At 39.5% G+C, this 14,960-nt stretch carries 21 protein-coding genes and 1 other RNA gene; 5 read left to right on the top strand and 17 right to left on the bottom strand.

What is annotated here, in order from left to right:
- Positions 1-124: 124 nt before the first annotated feature.
- The 4 genes from ssrA to NGI26_RS02405 all read right to left on the bottom strand — a co-directional run bounded on the left by ssrA (position 125) and on the right by NGI26_RS02405 (position 3,341).
- Positions 125-472, bottom strand: a transfer-messenger RNA (tmRNA) gene (gene ssrA, locus NGI26_RS02420).
- A 60-nt stretch (positions 473-532) separates the two neighbouring features.
- The gene (locus tag NGI26_RS02415) at positions 533-1,168 is read right to left on the bottom strand and encodes an SGNH/GDSL hydrolase family protein (RefSeq protein WP_251935511.1); all 636 of its coding nucleotides are present in this window, start codon (positions 1,166-1,168) and stop codon (positions 533-535) included.
- A 1-nt stretch (position 1,169) separates the two neighbouring features.
- Entirely contained in the window at positions 1,170-1,997 is an 828-nt protein-coding gene (locus tag NGI26_RS02410) for an HAD family hydrolase (RefSeq protein ID WP_251935508.1), read from the bottom strand.
- Positions 1,998-2,021: 24 nt separating this feature from the next.
- Complete coding sequence (locus tag NGI26_RS02405; RefSeq protein ID WP_251935503.1) at positions 2,022-3,341, bottom strand: CapA family protein; 1,320 nt, start codon at positions 3,339-3,341, stop codon at positions 2,022-2,024.
- Positions 3,342-3,488: 147 nt separating this feature from the next.
- On the opposite strand from NGI26_RS02405, the gene def reads away from it, so the two are divergent.
- Positions 3,489-4,100, top strand: a complete 612-nt coding sequence (gene def, locus NGI26_RS02400) for a peptide deformylase (RefSeq protein WP_251935501.1) — start codon at positions 3,489-3,491, stop codon at positions 4,098-4,100.
- A 44-nt stretch (positions 4,101-4,144) separates the two neighbouring features.
- Positions 4,145-4,873, top strand: coding sequence for a 23S rRNA (guanosine(2251)-2'-O)-methyltransferase RlmB (gene rlmB, locus NGI26_RS02395; protein WP_251935497.1), 729 nt, complete (start codon positions 4,145-4,147; stop codon positions 4,871-4,873).
- Between the two features lie 183 nt (positions 4,874-5,056).
- On the opposite strand, the gene trxB is transcribed toward rlmB, so the two are convergent.
- The 7 genes from trxB to NGI26_RS02360 form a co-directional block, all read right to left on the bottom strand.
- Positions 5,057-5,968 carry a thioredoxin-disulfide reductase gene (gene trxB, locus NGI26_RS02390; protein WP_251935494.1) on the bottom strand — a complete coding sequence of 304 codons (912 nt, stop codon included), beginning with the start codon at positions 5,966-5,968 and terminating at the stop codon, positions 5,057-5,059.
- A gap of 65 nt (positions 5,969-6,033) precedes the next feature.
- Positions 6,034-6,258 carry a DUF4059 family protein gene (locus tag NGI26_RS02385; RefSeq protein ID WP_214261686.1) on the bottom strand — a complete coding sequence of 75 codons (225 nt, stop codon included), beginning with the start codon at positions 6,256-6,258 and terminating at the stop codon, positions 6,034-6,036.
- Between the two features lie 79 nt (positions 6,259-6,337).
- Positions 6,338-7,081 (bottom strand): amino acid ABC transporter ATP-binding protein, encoded by a 744-nt coding sequence (locus tag NGI26_RS02380; protein WP_214261685.1) that lies wholly within the window; start codon positions 7,079-7,081, stop codon positions 6,338-6,340.
- Positions 7,081-7,881, bottom strand: a complete 801-nt coding sequence (locus NGI26_RS02375) for an amino acid ABC transporter permease (RefSeq protein WP_251935491.1) — start codon at positions 7,879-7,881, stop codon at positions 7,081-7,083. The genes NGI26_RS02380 and NGI26_RS02375 overlap by 1 nt, the downstream gene beginning before the upstream one ends.
- 156 nt (positions 7,882-8,037) lie before the next feature.
- Positions 8,038-8,394: a Spx/MgsR family RNA polymerase-binding regulatory protein gene (locus NGI26_RS02370; RefSeq protein ID WP_251935487.1), complete on the bottom strand. Its 357-nt coding sequence runs from the start codon at positions 8,392-8,394 to the stop codon at positions 8,038-8,040.
- A 12-nt stretch (positions 8,395-8,406) separates the two neighbouring features.
- Positions 8,407-8,919, bottom strand: coding sequence for a methylated-DNA--[protein]-cysteine S-methyltransferase (locus tag NGI26_RS02365; protein WP_251935484.1), 513 nt, complete (start codon positions 8,917-8,919; stop codon positions 8,407-8,409).
- Complete coding sequence (locus NGI26_RS02360; protein WP_251935482.1) at positions 8,912-9,412, bottom strand: GNAT family N-acetyltransferase; 501 nt, start codon at positions 9,410-9,412, stop codon at positions 8,912-8,914. Before NGI26_RS02360 ends, NGI26_RS02365 begins: the two co-directional genes overlap by 8 nt.
- 133 nt (positions 9,413-9,545) lie before the next feature.
- Between NGI26_RS02360 and NGI26_RS02355 the strand changes: the two genes are divergently transcribed.
- Both NGI26_RS02355 and trhA read left to right on the top strand, forming a co-directional pair.
- Complete coding sequence (locus tag NGI26_RS02355; protein WP_251935479.1) at positions 9,546-9,992, top strand: DUF1836 domain-containing protein; 447 nt, start codon at positions 9,546-9,548, stop codon at positions 9,990-9,992.
- Positions 9,989-10,636, top strand: coding sequence for a PAQR family membrane homeostasis protein TrhA (gene trhA / locus NGI26_RS02350; protein WP_251935477.1), 648 nt, complete (start codon positions 9,989-9,991; stop codon positions 10,634-10,636). Before NGI26_RS02355 ends, trhA begins: the two co-directional genes overlap by 4 nt.
- Positions 10,637-10,654: 18 nt before the next feature.
- Here the strand turns inward: trhA and pdxT are convergent, their stop codons facing one another.
- The 6 genes from pdxT to NGI26_RS02320 all read right to left on the bottom strand — a co-directional run bounded on the left by pdxT (position 10,655) and on the right by NGI26_RS02320 (position 14,537).
- On the bottom strand, positions 10,655-11,236 hold the full coding sequence (gene pdxT / locus NGI26_RS02345; RefSeq protein ID WP_251935475.1) for a pyridoxal 5'-phosphate synthase glutaminase subunit PdxT: 582 nt from the start codon (positions 11,234-11,236) through the stop codon (positions 10,655-10,657).
- Positions 11,237-12,112: a pyridoxal 5'-phosphate synthase lyase subunit PdxS gene (gene pdxS, locus NGI26_RS02340; RefSeq protein ID WP_251935473.1), complete on the bottom strand. Its 876-nt coding sequence runs from the start codon at positions 12,110-12,112 to the stop codon at positions 11,237-11,239.
- A 142-nt stretch (positions 12,113-12,254) separates the two neighbouring features.
- On the bottom strand, positions 12,255-12,887 hold the full coding sequence (locus NGI26_RS02335; RefSeq protein WP_251935471.1) for a Pr6Pr family membrane protein: 633 nt from the start codon (positions 12,885-12,887) through the stop codon (positions 12,255-12,257).
- Between the two features lie 2 nt (positions 12,888-12,889).
- Positions 12,890-13,228: a zinc ribbon domain-containing protein YjdM gene (locus NGI26_RS02330; protein ID WP_214261677.1), complete on the bottom strand. Its 339-nt coding sequence runs from the start codon at positions 13,226-13,228 to the stop codon at positions 12,890-12,892.
- Between the two features lie 137 nt (positions 13,229-13,365).
- The gene (gene cmk, locus NGI26_RS02325) at positions 13,366-14,037 is read right to left on the bottom strand and encodes a (d)CMP kinase (protein ID WP_214261676.1); all 672 of its coding nucleotides are present in this window, start codon (positions 14,035-14,037) and stop codon (positions 13,366-13,368) included.
- 8 nt (positions 14,038-14,045) lie between these two features.
- Positions 14,046-14,537: an SAG1386/EF1546 family surface-associated protein gene (locus NGI26_RS02320; RefSeq protein WP_251935469.1), complete on the bottom strand. Its 492-nt coding sequence runs from the start codon at positions 14,535-14,537 to the stop codon at positions 14,046-14,048.
- A 45-nt stretch (positions 14,538-14,582) separates the two neighbouring features.
- On the opposite strand from NGI26_RS02320, the gene NGI26_RS02315 reads away from it, so the two are divergent.
- Positions 14,583-14,786 (top strand): ferredoxin, encoded by a 204-nt coding sequence (locus NGI26_RS02315; RefSeq protein WP_251935466.1) that lies wholly within the window; start codon positions 14,583-14,585, stop codon positions 14,784-14,786.
- Positions 14,787-14,960: the final 174 nt, after the last annotated feature.

Below are 14,960 nucleotides of genomic sequence, written 5' to 3'. Positions count from 1 at the left end.
TTCATTATAACACAAAATATGATAAAAACTTAAGAAATTTCAGGACTTGATTAGCGATTTAAAACACAAAAGAATAAAATAAAAAACGTTGTTTTAACAACGTTTTAAAAAGAATGCAAAAGAATAATGGAGCCGGTGGGAGTCGAACCCACGTCCAAACATCTGCTAACATATTTGTCTACAACCATAGGTTATGTATTGTTTTAACAGTCCCTCGACACATAACTCAAGTCTAGGAACTGCGAGTCTATAAATCTCTTACCAAACTGCTAGACAAAGTTTGATCGTATCTCGCTAATAATAAGACCTATCATCAGACACGAGCAATCCGAATCGGGTCACGCCTGCTGGTTTTTAGGCAGCTAGAGCGTAAGAAGTGTTATTTTTTGCAGTTATATTTAACTGAGCGTTTACGTCGCCACACGAGTTGCAAAATATGCCTCATAATGCCTGTCGAATCCGTAACGACCCCAAAAGACTATAAAGATATTATACCTTATCTAGGTTAAAAAAGCAAAAAGCAAATAGATGCCTAGAAAAGGCTAGTTTTCAAGCTTTCTGATAGGGCCTGATAGCCAGAAACGCTGAGATGAAGGCCATCCGTTGTATAGTCTGATTTGAGTTGTCCTTCTTGATCGAGTAAGTTCTCAAACACAGACACATATTCTACCTGCATGTAGGCAGAAGCCAGTTCTTGATAGGCTTGGTTCCATTCCTTAATTTTCTCATTTGTACGAATATAAACTGTCTGTTTGTATTCCTCTCCTTGATGTACTGGCAGAATAGAAACGAGCTTAATCTGTGACAGCGGATAGTCACGGGAAATAGTTTGAATCACACTCTCGAGATTGGTTAGTGCTCGACTCATTGGAACTTCCTTCCCAATGTCATTTGTCCCAATCAAAAGTACAATTTGATCCACTGCATCACCATAGAGGTGGGCATCAAGGTTATCTAGTAAAAGTCCGGTTTGATAGCCTCGAATCCCTCTATTCACAATGGTCTTTGCTGTCCCTAGTAATTCTTGCAAGGGATAATATTCAACAATAGAATCTCCGATAAAGATAATATCTGGCTCAATGACCGAGATTTGATTCAGTTGACGATACTTGGTTTGAATTTTTTCCTGCTCTTTCAAGAGCCAGTTTTCTAATAGCTGTACTGCCAAGTTATTCTCCTTTTTCTAGCCAGTTTTCTAAAACTTGATAAACACCTGCCTGACTATTTGCTGGTGCTACTTCTGTCGCAATCTCCTTGACCCTCTCCTCTGCATTTTCCATGGCATAAGAAATTCCCGCCATTTCTAACATTTCAATGTCATTTTCACTATCTCCAAAGGCCATGATTTGTTCAGATTTTAAGTTCCAACGTTTGAGCAATTCCTCTAAGCCCCAGGCCTTATGAATGCCATCTTGTAAGATATCAATACAGCCATATCCACTAGAAACAGCTCGAACACGACCATCAAACAAGTCATTGATTTCCTGTAAAACGGATTCCAATCGCTCTTCACCGACTACCATGCTCATCTTGAGAACACCACCGAAGAGACCGGAGTCAAATTCATCAACAAAGTTCATTCGTTGATAGAGCTTTTCAATCATCTCTGGTGTCATAAATTTATCAAGTTCTGTAAAAACTGTACCTTCCTTGACAAAACCACCATTCATAGCAGTTACAACAAACTGATTTTGGCATTCTCTGCCTCTGAAATGAGCTAAAGCTTTATCAACCATATCGTCATCCCAAGTTTGCGCCTGCAATAATTCATTGTGTTCAAATATACGAGCACCATTAGCAACAACGAGAACTACTCTCTCTGCCAGATGTCCCAGTAATTGACGCATACGATGAATTTCATTTCCTGTTGCAATGACAAAACGAACGCCACGTCGGTCTAACTGATCTATAATTTTCTCTAGACGAGGAAGATCCAGCTGACCTCTCGGGTCTAACAAGGTTCCATCCATGTCTGTCGCAATAATCTTAATTTCCATTATGTCTCCTTGTAGTTCAAATAACTACCACTTCAAACCTACATGCTCATTCATTTCTTTGTAAGCTATGTCTACCCGTTCCTTGGTAGCCTCATCTAACTGACTGCGGTATTTTCCTCCCTCTATAAAATCTTCCAAGATATAGGTTTGGTAAAGATAGAGTGGATACCCTTCTGGAGAATAGCCTCCCTTTGGAGTACGACTAACCCAGCTTGGATGGGCTTTGGCAGTTTCAATAGTCGTCTTACCTGATTTTTTCTTAATAGTCACATCCATGAGGACTCCACGTTCCGTCCATTTAGCGTTTTCAACATCCTGCATGGTTTCAATCCGTTGATTTGAGATGAAATTCCCCATAGAGTAGATAATAAGTTTTTTATCACCGTCTTTTTCAACCGTTTCAGCTGGTTCAACAACGTGAGGGTGACCTCCAAAAATAATATCAGCCCCCCAATCAATCATTTTATGATAGAGTTTCTTTTGCTCCTCAGTCGGCTCAATTTGATACTCAACTCCCATCTGAGGCATGATGACCGTGATATCTGCTTCTTTTTCAGCCCTTTCGATTTCAGCCTTCATCTTATCTTCATCTAAATCTGAAAGATAACGATTATAATCCTCTTGAGAAATGCTTTGTTCAATGCCGTTAAAACCATAGGAATAGGCCAAAATAGCAACTTTAATACCATTGACTTCCTTGATAACTAAAGGAGCCTTATCCCGGGATTCATGAGTATAGACTCCGACTGGTGTCATTCCTGCCTTTTCAATAGCATCTGCCGTTGAAACTACTCCCTCAATCTGAGAATCCAATATATGATTGTGAGCCAAGTCTAGCACTTGATAGCCTGCATCTTTGATAGCATCCATAACTTCACCAGGTGCATTAAATAAAGGATAACCTGCAAGATAGTGGTCTTTATTTACAGTTCCTTCGAAATCACCAAGAACTAAGTCCGCTTGCTTAAGCCAAGGTTTTACGTATTCAAAATTTTCATGAAAATCGTAGGTCCCATCTGCCTTTTTTGCTGAAATGTAAATAATGTCATGGTAGAGCAAATCACCGTTTGCCATAATTCGAGCACTTGTTTCCTGTTCCGTTACAGAATTCTTCTCTTTAGAGTCCGAATTTTGACTCACTGCAGTTGCACTACTATTCCACAATGGAACTCCCTTTATCCCTTGAGCTAATAAGGTCAAGGCCATCGAGAAAGCAACAGCAATCAATAAAACTACAATAAAAGTTTTATTACTCCAATGTCGGTAATTTTTGAAAAATTGGATAGACACTTTGACAACTGGTATGCCTGATTGCTTTTGTTTTCTTCTACTACGTTTTTCCATATCTTTTCTCCTTGCTTTTTGATGCAAGTCTCCTTACCTTATTATACCACAGACAAATAAATATTTCCCTTTATTAGCAACTTCTGTGACTTTCTTTCTCAACTGTTTTGTGTTATCATGTAATTGTAATGGAAGGAAGGAGAGAAAATGTCTGCTATAGAACGTATTACAAAAGCTTCACATTTAATCGACATGAAAGATATTATCCGCGAGGGCAATCCAACCCTACGAGCTGTCGCTGAGGAAGTAACTTTCCCATTGAGCGATCAAGATATCATCCTTGGTGAGAAAATGATGCAATTTTTAAAACACTCACAAGATCCAGTTATGGCCGAAAAGTTAGGCCTACGTGGAGGAGTTGGTCTTGCAGCACCACAGCTCGATATCTCAAAACGCATCATCGCCGTGCTGGTACCAAATATCACTGAGGAAGGTGAAACACCTCAAGAAGCCTATGACTTACAGGCTATTATGTACAATCCTAAAATTGTTTCACACTCAGTACAAGATGCTGCTCTGGGAGAGGGAGAAGGTTGCTTGTCTGTTGACCGTGCCGTTCCAGGTTATGTTATCCGCCACGCTCGAGTAACTGTCGACTACTTTGACAAGGATGGCGAAAAGCATCGCATCAAGCTAAAAGGCTACAACTCCATCGTTGTTCAACATGAAATCGACCACTTAAATGGTGTCATGTTTTACGATCGTATCAATGAAAAAGATCCTTTCGCAGTCAAAGAAGGTTTACTCATTTTGGAATAAAGAAAATCCCGTTCGACAACGGGGTTTTATGTTATAATAGAGCCATGAAAACAAATGATATTGTCTATGGCGTTCACGCCGTTACCGAAGCACTATTAGCAAATACTGGAAACAAACTCTATCTCCAAGATGATTTAAGAGGTAAGAATGTAGAAAAAGTCAAGGAACTGGCTACTGAAAAGAAAGTATCTATCTCTTGGACTTCAAAAAAATCACTTTCTGAAATGACTGAAGGAGCTGTCCACCAGGGATTCGTTTTACGTGTTTCTGAATTTGCCTATACTGAACTTGAGCAGATTCTTGCTAAAACTCGTCAAGAGGAAAATCCACTACTTTTAATTCTGGATGGACTAACAGATCCTCACAACTTAGGTTCTATCTTGAGAACAGCTGATGCAACTAATGTTTCAGGTGTTATTATTCCAAAACATCGAGCTGTTGGTGTGACACCCGTAGTTGCAAAGACAGCCACTGGTGCGATTGAGCACGTTCCTATCGCCCGCGTAACCAATCTCAGCCAAACCTTGGATAAGCTGAAAGAAGAAGGCTTTTGGACTTTTGGAACGGATATGAATGGAACTCCTTGCCACAAGTGGAATACCAAAGGAAAGGTCGCCCTCATTATCGGAAATGAAGGTAAGGGAATCTCTAGCAACATCAAAAAACAAGTGGACGAGATGATCACCATTCCAATGAATGGACATGTACAGAGTCTCAATGCAAGCGTTGCTGCTGCTATTCTTATGTACGAAGTCTTCCGTAATCGATTATAAAAAAGAGGCTGGGACAAAAGTCCTAGCCTCTCAATTGTCTTTGGATTATCGAGCAAGACGCAGTGGTTGAGTGGGCTCTACTACGCTGATTTCATCAGCTTTTACAGCCCTACTCAACTTTGCGGAGGTGGGACGACGAAATCGAATTCTAACGAATGACCGATTTCTGTCCCACTCTCTTTTTTAACAGTGTTCAGTAATATATTTATAGGCTTCTTGGCCTGCAATAGCGCCATCTCCAACTGCTGTTGTGACTTGGCGAAGATCTTTCTGACGAACATCCCCAACCGCAAAGACACCTGCAACACTTGTCTTCATGTGGTCATCTGTCACAATCCAACCTGACGCATCTTGGATTTGCAAATCTTTTGTAAAATCACTAACAGGATCTAAACCAACGTAGATGAAAACTCCTCCAAAGGCATGTTCAGTCACTTGATTTGTTTTAACATTTTCAATCACAACCGACTCCACACGATTTTCACCCTTGATTTCTTTGACGACGGAATCCCAAATGAAGTTGATTTTTTCATTTGCAAAGGCGCGGTCTTGCAAGACTTTTTGTGCACGAAGTTCATCACGACGGTGAACGATGGTTACAGATTTGGCGAACTGAGTTAGGAAGATAGCTTCTTCAACAGACGAATCTCCTCCACCTACAACCAACAAATCTTGGTCACGGAAAAAGGCACCATCACAAACCGCACAGTAAGAAACCCCGCGACTATTCAATTCTTCTTCACCTGGAACTCCCAAGAGACGGTGCTTAGAACCAGTCGCTACGATGACTGTACGAGTTTCAAACTCTTCATCATCTGTGATTACTTTCTTAACATCACCATGGTTCTCAATATTCTTTACAAAGCCATAGAGATGTTCAACACCTAGATTTTCAAGAGGTTCAAACATCTTTTCTGCTAACTCAGGTCCACTAATGTTCGCATAACCTGGATAGTTTTCAATATCAGAGGTATTATTCATCTGACCGCCAGGAAAGCCACCTTCAATCAAAGCAACTTTGAGATTGCTACGAGCCACATACAGGGCTGCAGTCATCCCAGCAGGACCTGCACCGATAATAATCGTATCGTACATTCTATTTCCTTCTTTCTTGTTGTAACTATTCTTATTCTAACGGATAAAATCCTATTTGACAACTATTAAGCCTTGAGAACCAACAAGATGCTCATGGTTGCAAAAGACAATACTGGAATTGTTAGAACTCCAATCATAATCATATCATAGAGGTGAGCTTGACGCTCCTTAGCAGTTTTATCGACACCTGACAGGGCTCTAAAACCAATCCAAATCCCTAAGACAAGCAAGACTAATAAAATGGTCAAAACCAAACTCTCTAAATACAAAGCAAATAGCTGAACTAGCATGCTCTCTCTCATTTCTATTATTTTTAAAGAGCAAACCCAGTTAGCTTAGCCAACTGAGTTTTTCTTATCTTCTATTATATCAAATATAGGTCCGTTTGTAACTAGCAAAGAATTCTTTTGTTCGTTCTTCTTTCGGATGGTTGATAATCTCATCCGGTGTTCCAGATTCAATAATCTTTCCTTTATCCAAGAATAAAACCTTATCAGCAACTTGAGCAACAAAAGACATATCATGACTAACTAAAATCATGGTTTGACCTGATTTTGCAGCATTGGCAATCGATCGTTCTACCTCGCCAACCAATTCTGGGTCAAGTGCTGAAGTCGGTTCATCCAAGAGCAATACATCCGGTTTCATAGCTAAGGCACGCGCTATTGCGACCCTTTGTTTTTGTCCCCCCGACAAGTGACGCGGATAATGCTGTTCACGATCTGAAAGCCCAACCTTAGCCAACTCTTCTTTTGCAATCTTAGTTGCTTCCTCGTCCGATAGCTTTTTAACGACAACCAGACCTTCCTTGACATTATCAAGAGCTGTTCTGCGTTCAAACAAATTGAATTGTTGGAAAACCATCGATAGTTTCCGACGAAGAGTCAGGATTTCCTCTTGAGTAATTTGAGAAAAATCGACTTTAAAGTCATCAATCTGAATACTACCGCTATCGGGAGTTTCTAGATAATTGAGGCTACGGAGAAAGGTTGATTTCCCAGCTCCTGAAGAACCAATCAAGGCAACAACCTCTCCTTTTTGAATATCTAAATTCAGATGATCTAAAACAGTTTGACCTGAAAAGGACTTGCTTAAATTTGAAATTTTAATCATTAGCGAAGCTCTCCTTTCACATCTGTTTCGATAGTATCTGGCGCTGAAATAGCCATTTTTCTTTCAATAAGACGGCCAAGATTTTCAATAAGAATATTTACCACCCAGTAGACAAGGGCAACTGAGATAAAACGTTCAAAGTAACGATAGTCTGCACCACCCAAAATCTGAGCTTGAGCAAAGACTTCTACAACACCTGCACTAAAGGCTAGGGAGGTTCCCTTGGTCAAGCCAATCAAGGAGTTAATCAAGGTTGGTGTTGCAACCACTGCTGCATTGGGAATAATCACTCGGCGATAAACTTGAGCACGTGTCATACCAAGACTACGAGCGGCTTCAATCTCACCTGGATTGACAGAAAGGATTGCCGCACGGAGAGTTTCGCTGGCATAGGCTGCTTCGTTAAAAGCAAAGGCCACAATCGCAAATGTTGCTGCTGGAATAGCATTAATGTTTAGAGAAGTTCCCCATTGTTGATTCAATGCTTTCAGAGCTAATGGAATTCCGTAATAGGTCAACATCAGTTGAACTAAAATTGGAGTTCCTTTTAGGAAACTAACAAAAAAGGCTTGTACTGGGTATATAAATCGAACTCGATTGATTTTCACAATCGCAAAGACCAGGGCTAGCATGATTCCAAAAAAGGCACCAAATACTGTTAACATCAATGTTGTAGGTAATTGCTGTAGAATTCTTGGAATCCCATCAAAAACCGAACGCCAACTAAACAGTTTGCCATCTGGGATATATTGCATCAAATTTTGATACCAATCAGATGCTAAAATTGTTGTAACATTCATAGAAACATCCTCTCAAGATAATGATTCATTCTATCATACTTATGCTCTAATTAAAAATATTTGCTACGAGCATATCAGACTTCATCTATCTTCTAGTTTATCATACTTTAAAAGTGGGAGGTTATATATTTTATCTATCAAGGAGATAGAAAAAAACTAATTCAAATCCAAGTCCTGGTATGTTTTACGATAGCCAATTTGTTTTACAGCACCATTTTCAACTAGTATCGGACGTTTCAACAGCATACCATCACTAGCCAAGAGTTTGGCTGCTTCTTTATTGGATAAAGTTCCAACCTTATCTTTCAATCCGAGTTCACGGTATTTGATTCCACTCGTATTGAAAAATTGTTTCAATTCAAATCCCGAAGTTTCGAGCCAGTTTAAAATGACCTTTTCACTTGGAGTATCTTCTACGATATGAACATCCTTATATTCTAGTCCGAGTTGATTTAACTCTTTCTTTGCTTTTTTACAAGTTGTACATTTTGGATATTCGATAAATTCTAACATTTTCTTTTCCTTCTATTCTTTCTTCTCTTTAAATGTTGCACCTTCATGCCTCAAAAGCCAAGCCTTCTTTTCGAGTCCCCAAGCATATCCTGTTAGACGATTACCAACACCAACTACACGGTGGCAAGGCACAAGGATAGACCAGGGATTGCGACCTACGGCTCCTCCGACTGCTTGAGCAGAAGCTACCTGAAGGTCCTTTGCTATTTGTCCATAAGTAACAGTCTTACCAAAAGGAATTCCACGCAAATAGTTCCAAACTCTTTTTTCAAAGTCACTTCCGATAGGAGCTAGGGGTAATTCAGATAAATCCTGGTTTTGCCCCTTAAAATAAGTATCTAGATGGGAAATGATTGGATTTAAAACGGGATGACTTTCAACGACCCTTACATCATTTTCAGACAATTCTCTCTCAAAATCGCTCTCTTCTTCGACCCATATCCCAAACAGATAGTGGTCATCTGCTACTAGAGATAAGGTGCCAATCGGAGAACTGTACAGCATCTTTACATACTTTTTAGACATTCGATTTTATTTTCTGATAGGCCAAGCGTTCCCCGTCTACTAGAACTTTCCCAACTTGTTTAAAACCAAGCTTCTCAAAAATATGTTGCATAGCCTTGTTTTGAGCATGTGTATCAGAACGAAAATCTAGGTAATCAAAGCCTTCAATCAAGCCTTCCAAGAAGGTCTGAGCAACTCCTTGTCCTTGCACATCACTGGCAACTGCAATACGGTGAAAGACTAAGTATTCTGTTTCTTTTCCTTGCCAGTCGCCATCATAAATAGCTTCATAAGATTTTTCTGGGCTCTTGGTTACTGCTGCATAGGCTAAGAGCTCTCCTTCTTCCAAGGCCACATAGGCTTGCCCAGAGATAATATCGTCAATAATCGTGTCAGTATTTGGATAGCCATTTTGCCACTGGTCGCTACCAGACTTGGCTAAGCACTTTTTAGCATCCTCCATCACCTGCATAATCGCATCAACTTCGTTTGGAAAAGCTAAACGAATCTCCATCTTTTCCCCTCATTTCTAACTGTTTTCTCTCATCATAGCATAATTTAAAGCTTTCTACAAGCAGTTGAAACTTGACTTTTGTTTTTTATTATTTTATAATCTAGTTATGAAAACTAGATAAAAGGAGTTGGAAATGAATTCTAACTTTTCCTACCCAAAATGGGAAGACATTCCAAATATTGACCTCTATCTGGATCAGGTTTTGCTTTATGTCAATCAAGTCTGCGCCCCCATCTCTCCAGATAAAGAAAAGGGCCTGACCGCATCCATGGTCAATAACTATGTCAAACACGGTTACCTGACAAAGCCTGACAAGAAGAAATACCAACGCAAACAGATTGCCCGTTTAATTGCCATTACTACTCTCAAATCTGTCTTTTCAATCCAAGAAATCGCTCAGACACTTAATACTCTACAAACTCAAGCGAGCTCAGACCAGCTCTACGATGCTTTTGTGGACTACATGAACCAAGGAATCGATCCAGAAAACCCTATTATCCAAACCAGCTGTCAAACTGTTAAACTCTATCATCAAACTCTAGACTTAATCCTTATCAAAGAAGAGGAGGGAATCCAATGAATACCAGCCTAAAACTCAGTAAAAAACTCAGTTTTGGAGAAGAAATCGCCAATAGCGTGACCCATGCTGTGGGTGCGGTTATCATGCTCATCCTACTCCCCATTTCATCCACCTATAGTTATGAAGCACATGGATTTTTATCGTCTTTTGGCGTTTCGATTTTCGTTATTAGTCTCTTTCTCATGTTCTTATCATCAACTATTTATCATTCGATGGCTTATGGTTCGACTCATAAGTATGTTTTGCGAATCATTGACCATTCCATGATTTATGTTGCAATTGCAGGTTCTTATACTCCTGTCGTTTTGACTCTGATGAATAACTGGTTTGGATATCTCATTATCGCCATTCAGTGGGGAACAACCATCTTTGGTATCCTCTATAAAATTTTTGCCAAGAAAGTCAATGAAAAATTTAGTCTCATTCTCTATCTCATCATGGGTTGGTTAGTTGTGGCTATCTTACCAGCAATCATTAGCCGGACAACTCCTATCTTCTGGAGCCTCATGGTATCTGGTGGACTCTGTTACACTGTTGGAGCTGGTTTTTACGCTAAGAAAAAGCCATACTTCCACATGATTTGGCATCTTTTTATCCTAGCAGCATCTGCTCTCCAATACATCGCTATTGTTTATTACATATAAAAAAGTTGAGAACTTTTCTCAACTTTTTTCTTTACACATATTGATAAAATACTGGTGCAAGCGAACATCATTTGTCAATTCAGGATGAAATGAGGTCACTAGCATATTTTTTTCTTGGGCTGCAACGATTTGGTTATCTACGGTTGCTAGAATTTCCACACCCTCTCCAAGACTACTGATAATCGGACCACGGATAAAGGTCATCGGAATCTTGCCAACTCCCTTACATTCGGCCTCAGTATAGAAACTTCCTAGTTGGCGTCCGTAGGCATTGCGCTCAACCACTATATCCATGGTCGCTAGATGACTTTCTTTCTGAGAAGTGATTTCCCTGGCCAGCAAAATCAAGCCTGCACAAGTTCCAAAGACTGGTAAACCATTGAGAATAGCCTCTCTTAGAGGAATCAGCATCTGTTGATCACGTAGGAGTTTTCCCATGGTTGTTGACTCACCTCCAGGAAAAATCAAACCAGACAAGTCACTCTGATGTTTCTGAAAATCTTCTAGATTTCGCAGTTCAATACTTTCAACTCCTAGTTGAGCAAGCATTTTCGCATGTTCCACAAAGGCACCTTGCAAGGCCAATATTCCGATTTTCATCTATTTTCCTCGCTCCGCCATGAGAATTTGGATTTCTTTCTCATTGATACCAACCATGGCTTCTCCCAAATCTTTTGAGATTTCAGCAAGAATTTGAGGATTTTGATAATTTGTAACTGCCTTGACAATTGCTGCAGCCCGTTTGACAGGATCACCTGACTTGAAAATTCCTGAGCCAACAAAGACGCCTTCCGCACCTAGCTGCATCATAAGAGCAGCATCTGCTGGTGTTGCCACACCTCCGGCTGCAAAGTTGACTACTGGTAGTTTTCCATGTTCGTGAACGTATTGAACTAATTCTACAGGAACTTGTAAGTCCTTGGCAGCAACATAAAGTTCGTCCTCACGGAGATTTTGAATGCGACGAATTTCTTGATTCATCATGCGCATATGGCGAACTGCCTGAACAATATCTCCAGTTCCAGGTTCCCCTTTTGTACGTATCATTGAAGCTCCTTCAGCAATACGACGCAAGGCCTCTCCTAGGTCTTTAGCACCACAAACAAAAGGAACTTGAAATTCTTTCTTGTCCACATGGAAACGGTCGTCAGCGGGTGATAACACTTCACTCTCATCGATATAGTCAATCTCAATAGCTTCTAAAATTTGAGCTTCAACAAAATGCCCAATTCGAACCTTAGCCATAACTGGGATGCTGACAGCTTCTTGGATTTCCTTAATCATCTTTGGATCACTCATACGGGATACACCACCCGCTGCACGAATATCAGCCGGGATTCGCTCCAAAGCCATTACCGCTGCTGCACCTGCAGCCTCCGCGATTCTTGCTTGTTCAGGGTTTTGAACATCCATGATAACGCCTCCCTTGAGCATCTGTGCCAAATTTTTATTTAATTCATAACGATTTTCAGTCATTTCTTTTCCTCAATAGTTTTAATGGTTGTATTGGTAGCTACAATTTTATTGTAAGGTAGAAATGACTGCATAACAAGATAAAAAAAGTTCAATTGTCCGGGTACAATTATCACAAACAAAAAAGCACCCATATAGGGTACTTTTATTTCTTAGATTTTTTAATGCTTTTCACAAGATAAAACAGATATCCTGAAACCATATAAGCTACAAAGATAATAGCTGCCCATCTAAAGACGAAGCCCCAACCATGTTTATTGGCATTTAAAAAGAAATAAGGGAAGGGATTATCCTTAGAATTTGGAATATTCATTTTGAGAACTAAACCGTTCAAGATAGCAAATCCCATATATAGCAGAGGTAAGACTGTCCATACAATAGGATCAAACCACTTATATTGACGACTCTTGTCAAAGAAAAGTGTATCAGCTAGAAACCAGAGGGGCACGATATAATGGCAAAGGAAATTTTCCAAACGGTAAAAATCTGTTGCGATTGGTGCCAGCATAAAATGGTAGATGACACAAGTAATCATGATACTCATGGTGACACCACCTTTGAGTCTCAAAATAACCGGGCTTTGCCAACTATCATCGTCACTACGCATCTTTAACAACAGATAGCCTGTAAAAAGTGTCACCAAAAGGTTAGAAAGGACTGTATAGTATAGCAACATGCCAAAACCGCCATGCTTGGTAATCTCCAAATAAACACCAAGAAAGGCTGCTATAAATAGAAGAACACGGCTATAAAATATAATTTTTTTATTTTGTAACATCATTAAATCTTCTTCACAAATTCTGATTTTAGCTTCATAGCACCAAAACCATCAATTTTACAATCGATGTTATGGTCACCTTCAACAATACGGATATTTTTCACACGAGTTCCTTGTTTGAGGTCTTTAGGAGCCCCTTTGACCTTAAGGTCCTTAATCAAGGTAACTGTATCTCCATCAGCCAGTTTGTTTCCATTTGCATCGATAGCAACAATACCTTCTTCTGCTTCAACTTGTTCAGCAGGATTCCACTCGTAAGCACATTCTGGACAAACGAGAAGTGTGCCATCTTCATATACATATTCTGAATTACATTTTGGGCAATTTGGTAGTTGACTCATTTTATCTCCTTAAACATTTATGATTATTTGAATGTCAAATTTTCTTTAACAGCAACTATTATACCTTAAAACAGACTATTTGACAAATCATGATAAAAAACGATTAACCCAAACTTGGTTAATCGTTTTAAAGTTTCTTATAAACGTTTTTGAGCTTCAGATTTGATTTTTTCAACAACTTCTAGAATAGAAAGACCCGTTGTATCCAAATAGATTGCATCCTCAGCTTGTTTAAGGGGCGAAGTTTCACGATGACTATCTTTATAATCACGCGCAGCAATCTCTTCTTTCAAAGTTTCCAAGTCAGTTTCGATTCCCTTTGAAAGATTTTCCTTGTAACGACGCTCCGCACGCTCATCTACAGATGCTACTAGAAAAATCTTCAATTCAGCCTGAGGCAAGACCACAGTACCAATATCGCGCCCATCCATAACAATACCACCTTGTTTAGCAATCTCTTGCTGGAGGGCAACCAGTTTCTCTCGAACAGCTGGAATAGCGGCAAAGGCAGAAACAGCGTTTGTTACTTCATTTTCTCGGATTGGATTTGTCACCTCAACATCTCCAACGAAAACAAGCTGCTCTCCATTTTCAGCACGTCCAAAGCTAATTGGATATTGCTCCAATAATTCAAGGAGTTGAGAAGGTTCTTCTGGGCTTATTTGATTTTTTAAGGCCATATAAGTCGCAGCGCGATACATAGCGCCCGTATCCAGATAAGTATAACCAAAATCCTTAGCGATAATTTTCGCAACAGTACTTTTACCACTTGAAGCTGGACCATCAATCGCAATCTGAATTGTTTTCATATTTGCTCCTATCTTATCTTAAGGACATCACCAGGATTTGCAAACCATGAACCTGTTGACATATGTGAGGGGTTCAAAGCTTCTAGCTGTGCAATAGAGATCCCAGCTCTAGCTGCAATTGCTGCTTCACCTTCTCCTGGTAAAACTGTGATTGTTCCTTCAGAGTCAGTATGTGCCTCTGTATGCTCTTTTTGGTTTGTTTCTGCTTCAGTTGTCTCTGTTGACTGAGTAGTAGTAGCCACTGTTGTAACTGCCTCTACTTTTGGAGCTGAAGAATCATAAAAATCTTTCAGAGCTGAAGTGCGGTTGCTTCCACCTGATGATAAGTAGACTAAGACAACTACCATGCCAACAACAATGACAAAGAAAAGAATAGCTAAAACAGTTAAAATACGATTCGCAACGACACCTGATCCTTTTTTGTTTCGTTGACGACGCTCTGTTCTTGATTCCTCTTCTTGATTTTCATAAATATCTTCTTGCCACGGTTCCTTTTCCATACCTTACTCCTTGAGTTTTTTTTAGTTTCTTATTAAAATATAAATATGAAGATTAGACTTATACCTGAACGCTGCATCGCTTGTGGGCTCTGCCAAACTTATTCAGATTTATTTGACTACCATGATAATGGTATCGTCCGTTTTTACGATGATCCTGAGCAATTAGAGCGAGAAATTACTTGCAAGGACGACATTTTAGAAGCCGTTAAAAATTGCCCTACTCGTGCTCTGATTATAGATGAATCTTAACATTTAATGGAATATAAATCGCTATTTTCCACTCCTTCTAGTTTAGCATATTTTTCTAGAAAATTATAGTCTTTTGCTAGCTATTTTTATACAATTTTTCTTTTATTTGTTCCAATATTTCAATAATAAATAAACTATCCTTTTAAGATATTTTTTATCACAAAAGTACTAATC

Source organism: Streptococcus sp. Marseille-Q0941, from assembly GCF_943736975.1.
In the GTDB taxonomy this organism is placed as follows: domain Bacteria; phylum Bacillota; class Bacilli; order Lactobacillales; family Streptococcaceae; genus Streptococcus.
The sequence above is the reverse complement of the archived record's forward strand: the minus strand, read 5'-3'. Positions and strand labels throughout refer to the sequence as shown.

Coding starts and splice junctions, on each gene's coding strand:
- NGI26_RS02410 (WP_251935508.1), bottom strand. CDS start 1,997: ATGGAAATTAAGATTATTGCGACAGACATGGATGGAACCTTGTTAGAC.
- NGI26_RS02405 (WP_251935503.1), bottom strand. CDS start 3,341: ATGGAAAAACGTAGTAGAAGAAAACAAAAGCAATCAGGCATACCAGTT.
- def (WP_251935501.1), top strand. CDS start 3,489: ATGTCTGCTATAGAACGTATTACAAAAGCTTCACATTTAATCGACATG.
- rlmB (WP_251935497.1), top strand. CDS start 4,145: ATGAAAACAAATGATATTGTCTATGGCGTTCACGCCGTTACCGAAGCA.
- trxB (WP_251935494.1), bottom strand. CDS start 5,968: ATGTACGATACGATTATTATCGGTGCAGGTCCTGCTGGGATGACTGCA.
- NGI26_RS02385 (WP_214261686.1), bottom strand. CDS start 6,258: ATGCTAGTTCAGCTATTTGCTTTGTATTTAGAGAGTTTGGTTTTGACC.
- NGI26_RS02380 (WP_214261685.1), bottom strand. CDS start 7,081: ATGATTAAAATTTCAAATTTAAGCAAGTCCTTTTCAGGTCAAACTGTT.
- NGI26_RS02375 (WP_251935491.1), bottom strand. CDS start 7,881: ATGAATGTTACAACAATTTTAGCATCTGATTGGTATCAAAATTTGATG.
- NGI26_RS02370 (WP_251935487.1), bottom strand. CDS start 8,394: ATGTTAGAATTTATCGAATATCCAAAATGTACAACTTGTAAAAAAGCA.
- NGI26_RS02365 (WP_251935484.1), bottom strand. CDS start 8,919: ATGTCTAAAAAGTATGTAAAGATGCTGTACAGTTCTCCGATTGGCACC.
- NGI26_RS02360 (WP_251935482.1), bottom strand. CDS start 9,412: ATGGAGATTCGTTTAGCTTTTCCAAACGAAGTTGATGCGATTATGCAG.
- NGI26_RS02355 (WP_251935479.1), top strand. CDS start 9,546: ATGAATTCTAACTTTTCCTACCCAAAATGGGAAGACATTCCAAATATT.
- trhA (WP_251935477.1), top strand. CDS start 9,989: ATGAATACCAGCCTAAAACTCAGTAAAAAACTCAGTTTTGGAGAAGAA.
- pdxT (WP_251935475.1), bottom strand. CDS start 11,236: ATGAAAATCGGAATATTGGCCTTGCAAGGTGCCTTTGTGGAACATGCG.
- pdxS (WP_251935473.1), bottom strand. CDS start 12,112: ATGACTGAAAATCGTTATGAATTAAATAAAAATTTGGCACAGATGCTC.
- NGI26_RS02335 (WP_251935471.1), bottom strand. CDS start 12,887: ATGTTACAAAATAAAAAAATTATATTTTATAGCCGTGTTCTTCTATTT.
- NGI26_RS02330 (WP_214261677.1), bottom strand. CDS start 13,228: ATGAGTCAACTACCAAATTGCCCAAAATGTAATTCAGAATATGTATAT.
- cmk (WP_214261676.1), bottom strand. CDS start 14,037: ATGAAAACAATTCAGATTGCGATTGATGGTCCAGCTTCAAGTGGTAAA.
- NGI26_RS02320 (WP_251935469.1), bottom strand. CDS start 14,537: ATGGAAAAGGAACCGTGGCAAGAAGATATTTATGAAAATCAAGAAGAG.
- NGI26_RS02315 (WP_251935466.1), top strand. CDS start 14,583: ATGAAGATTAGACTTATACCTGAACGCTGCATCGCTTGTGGGCTCTGC.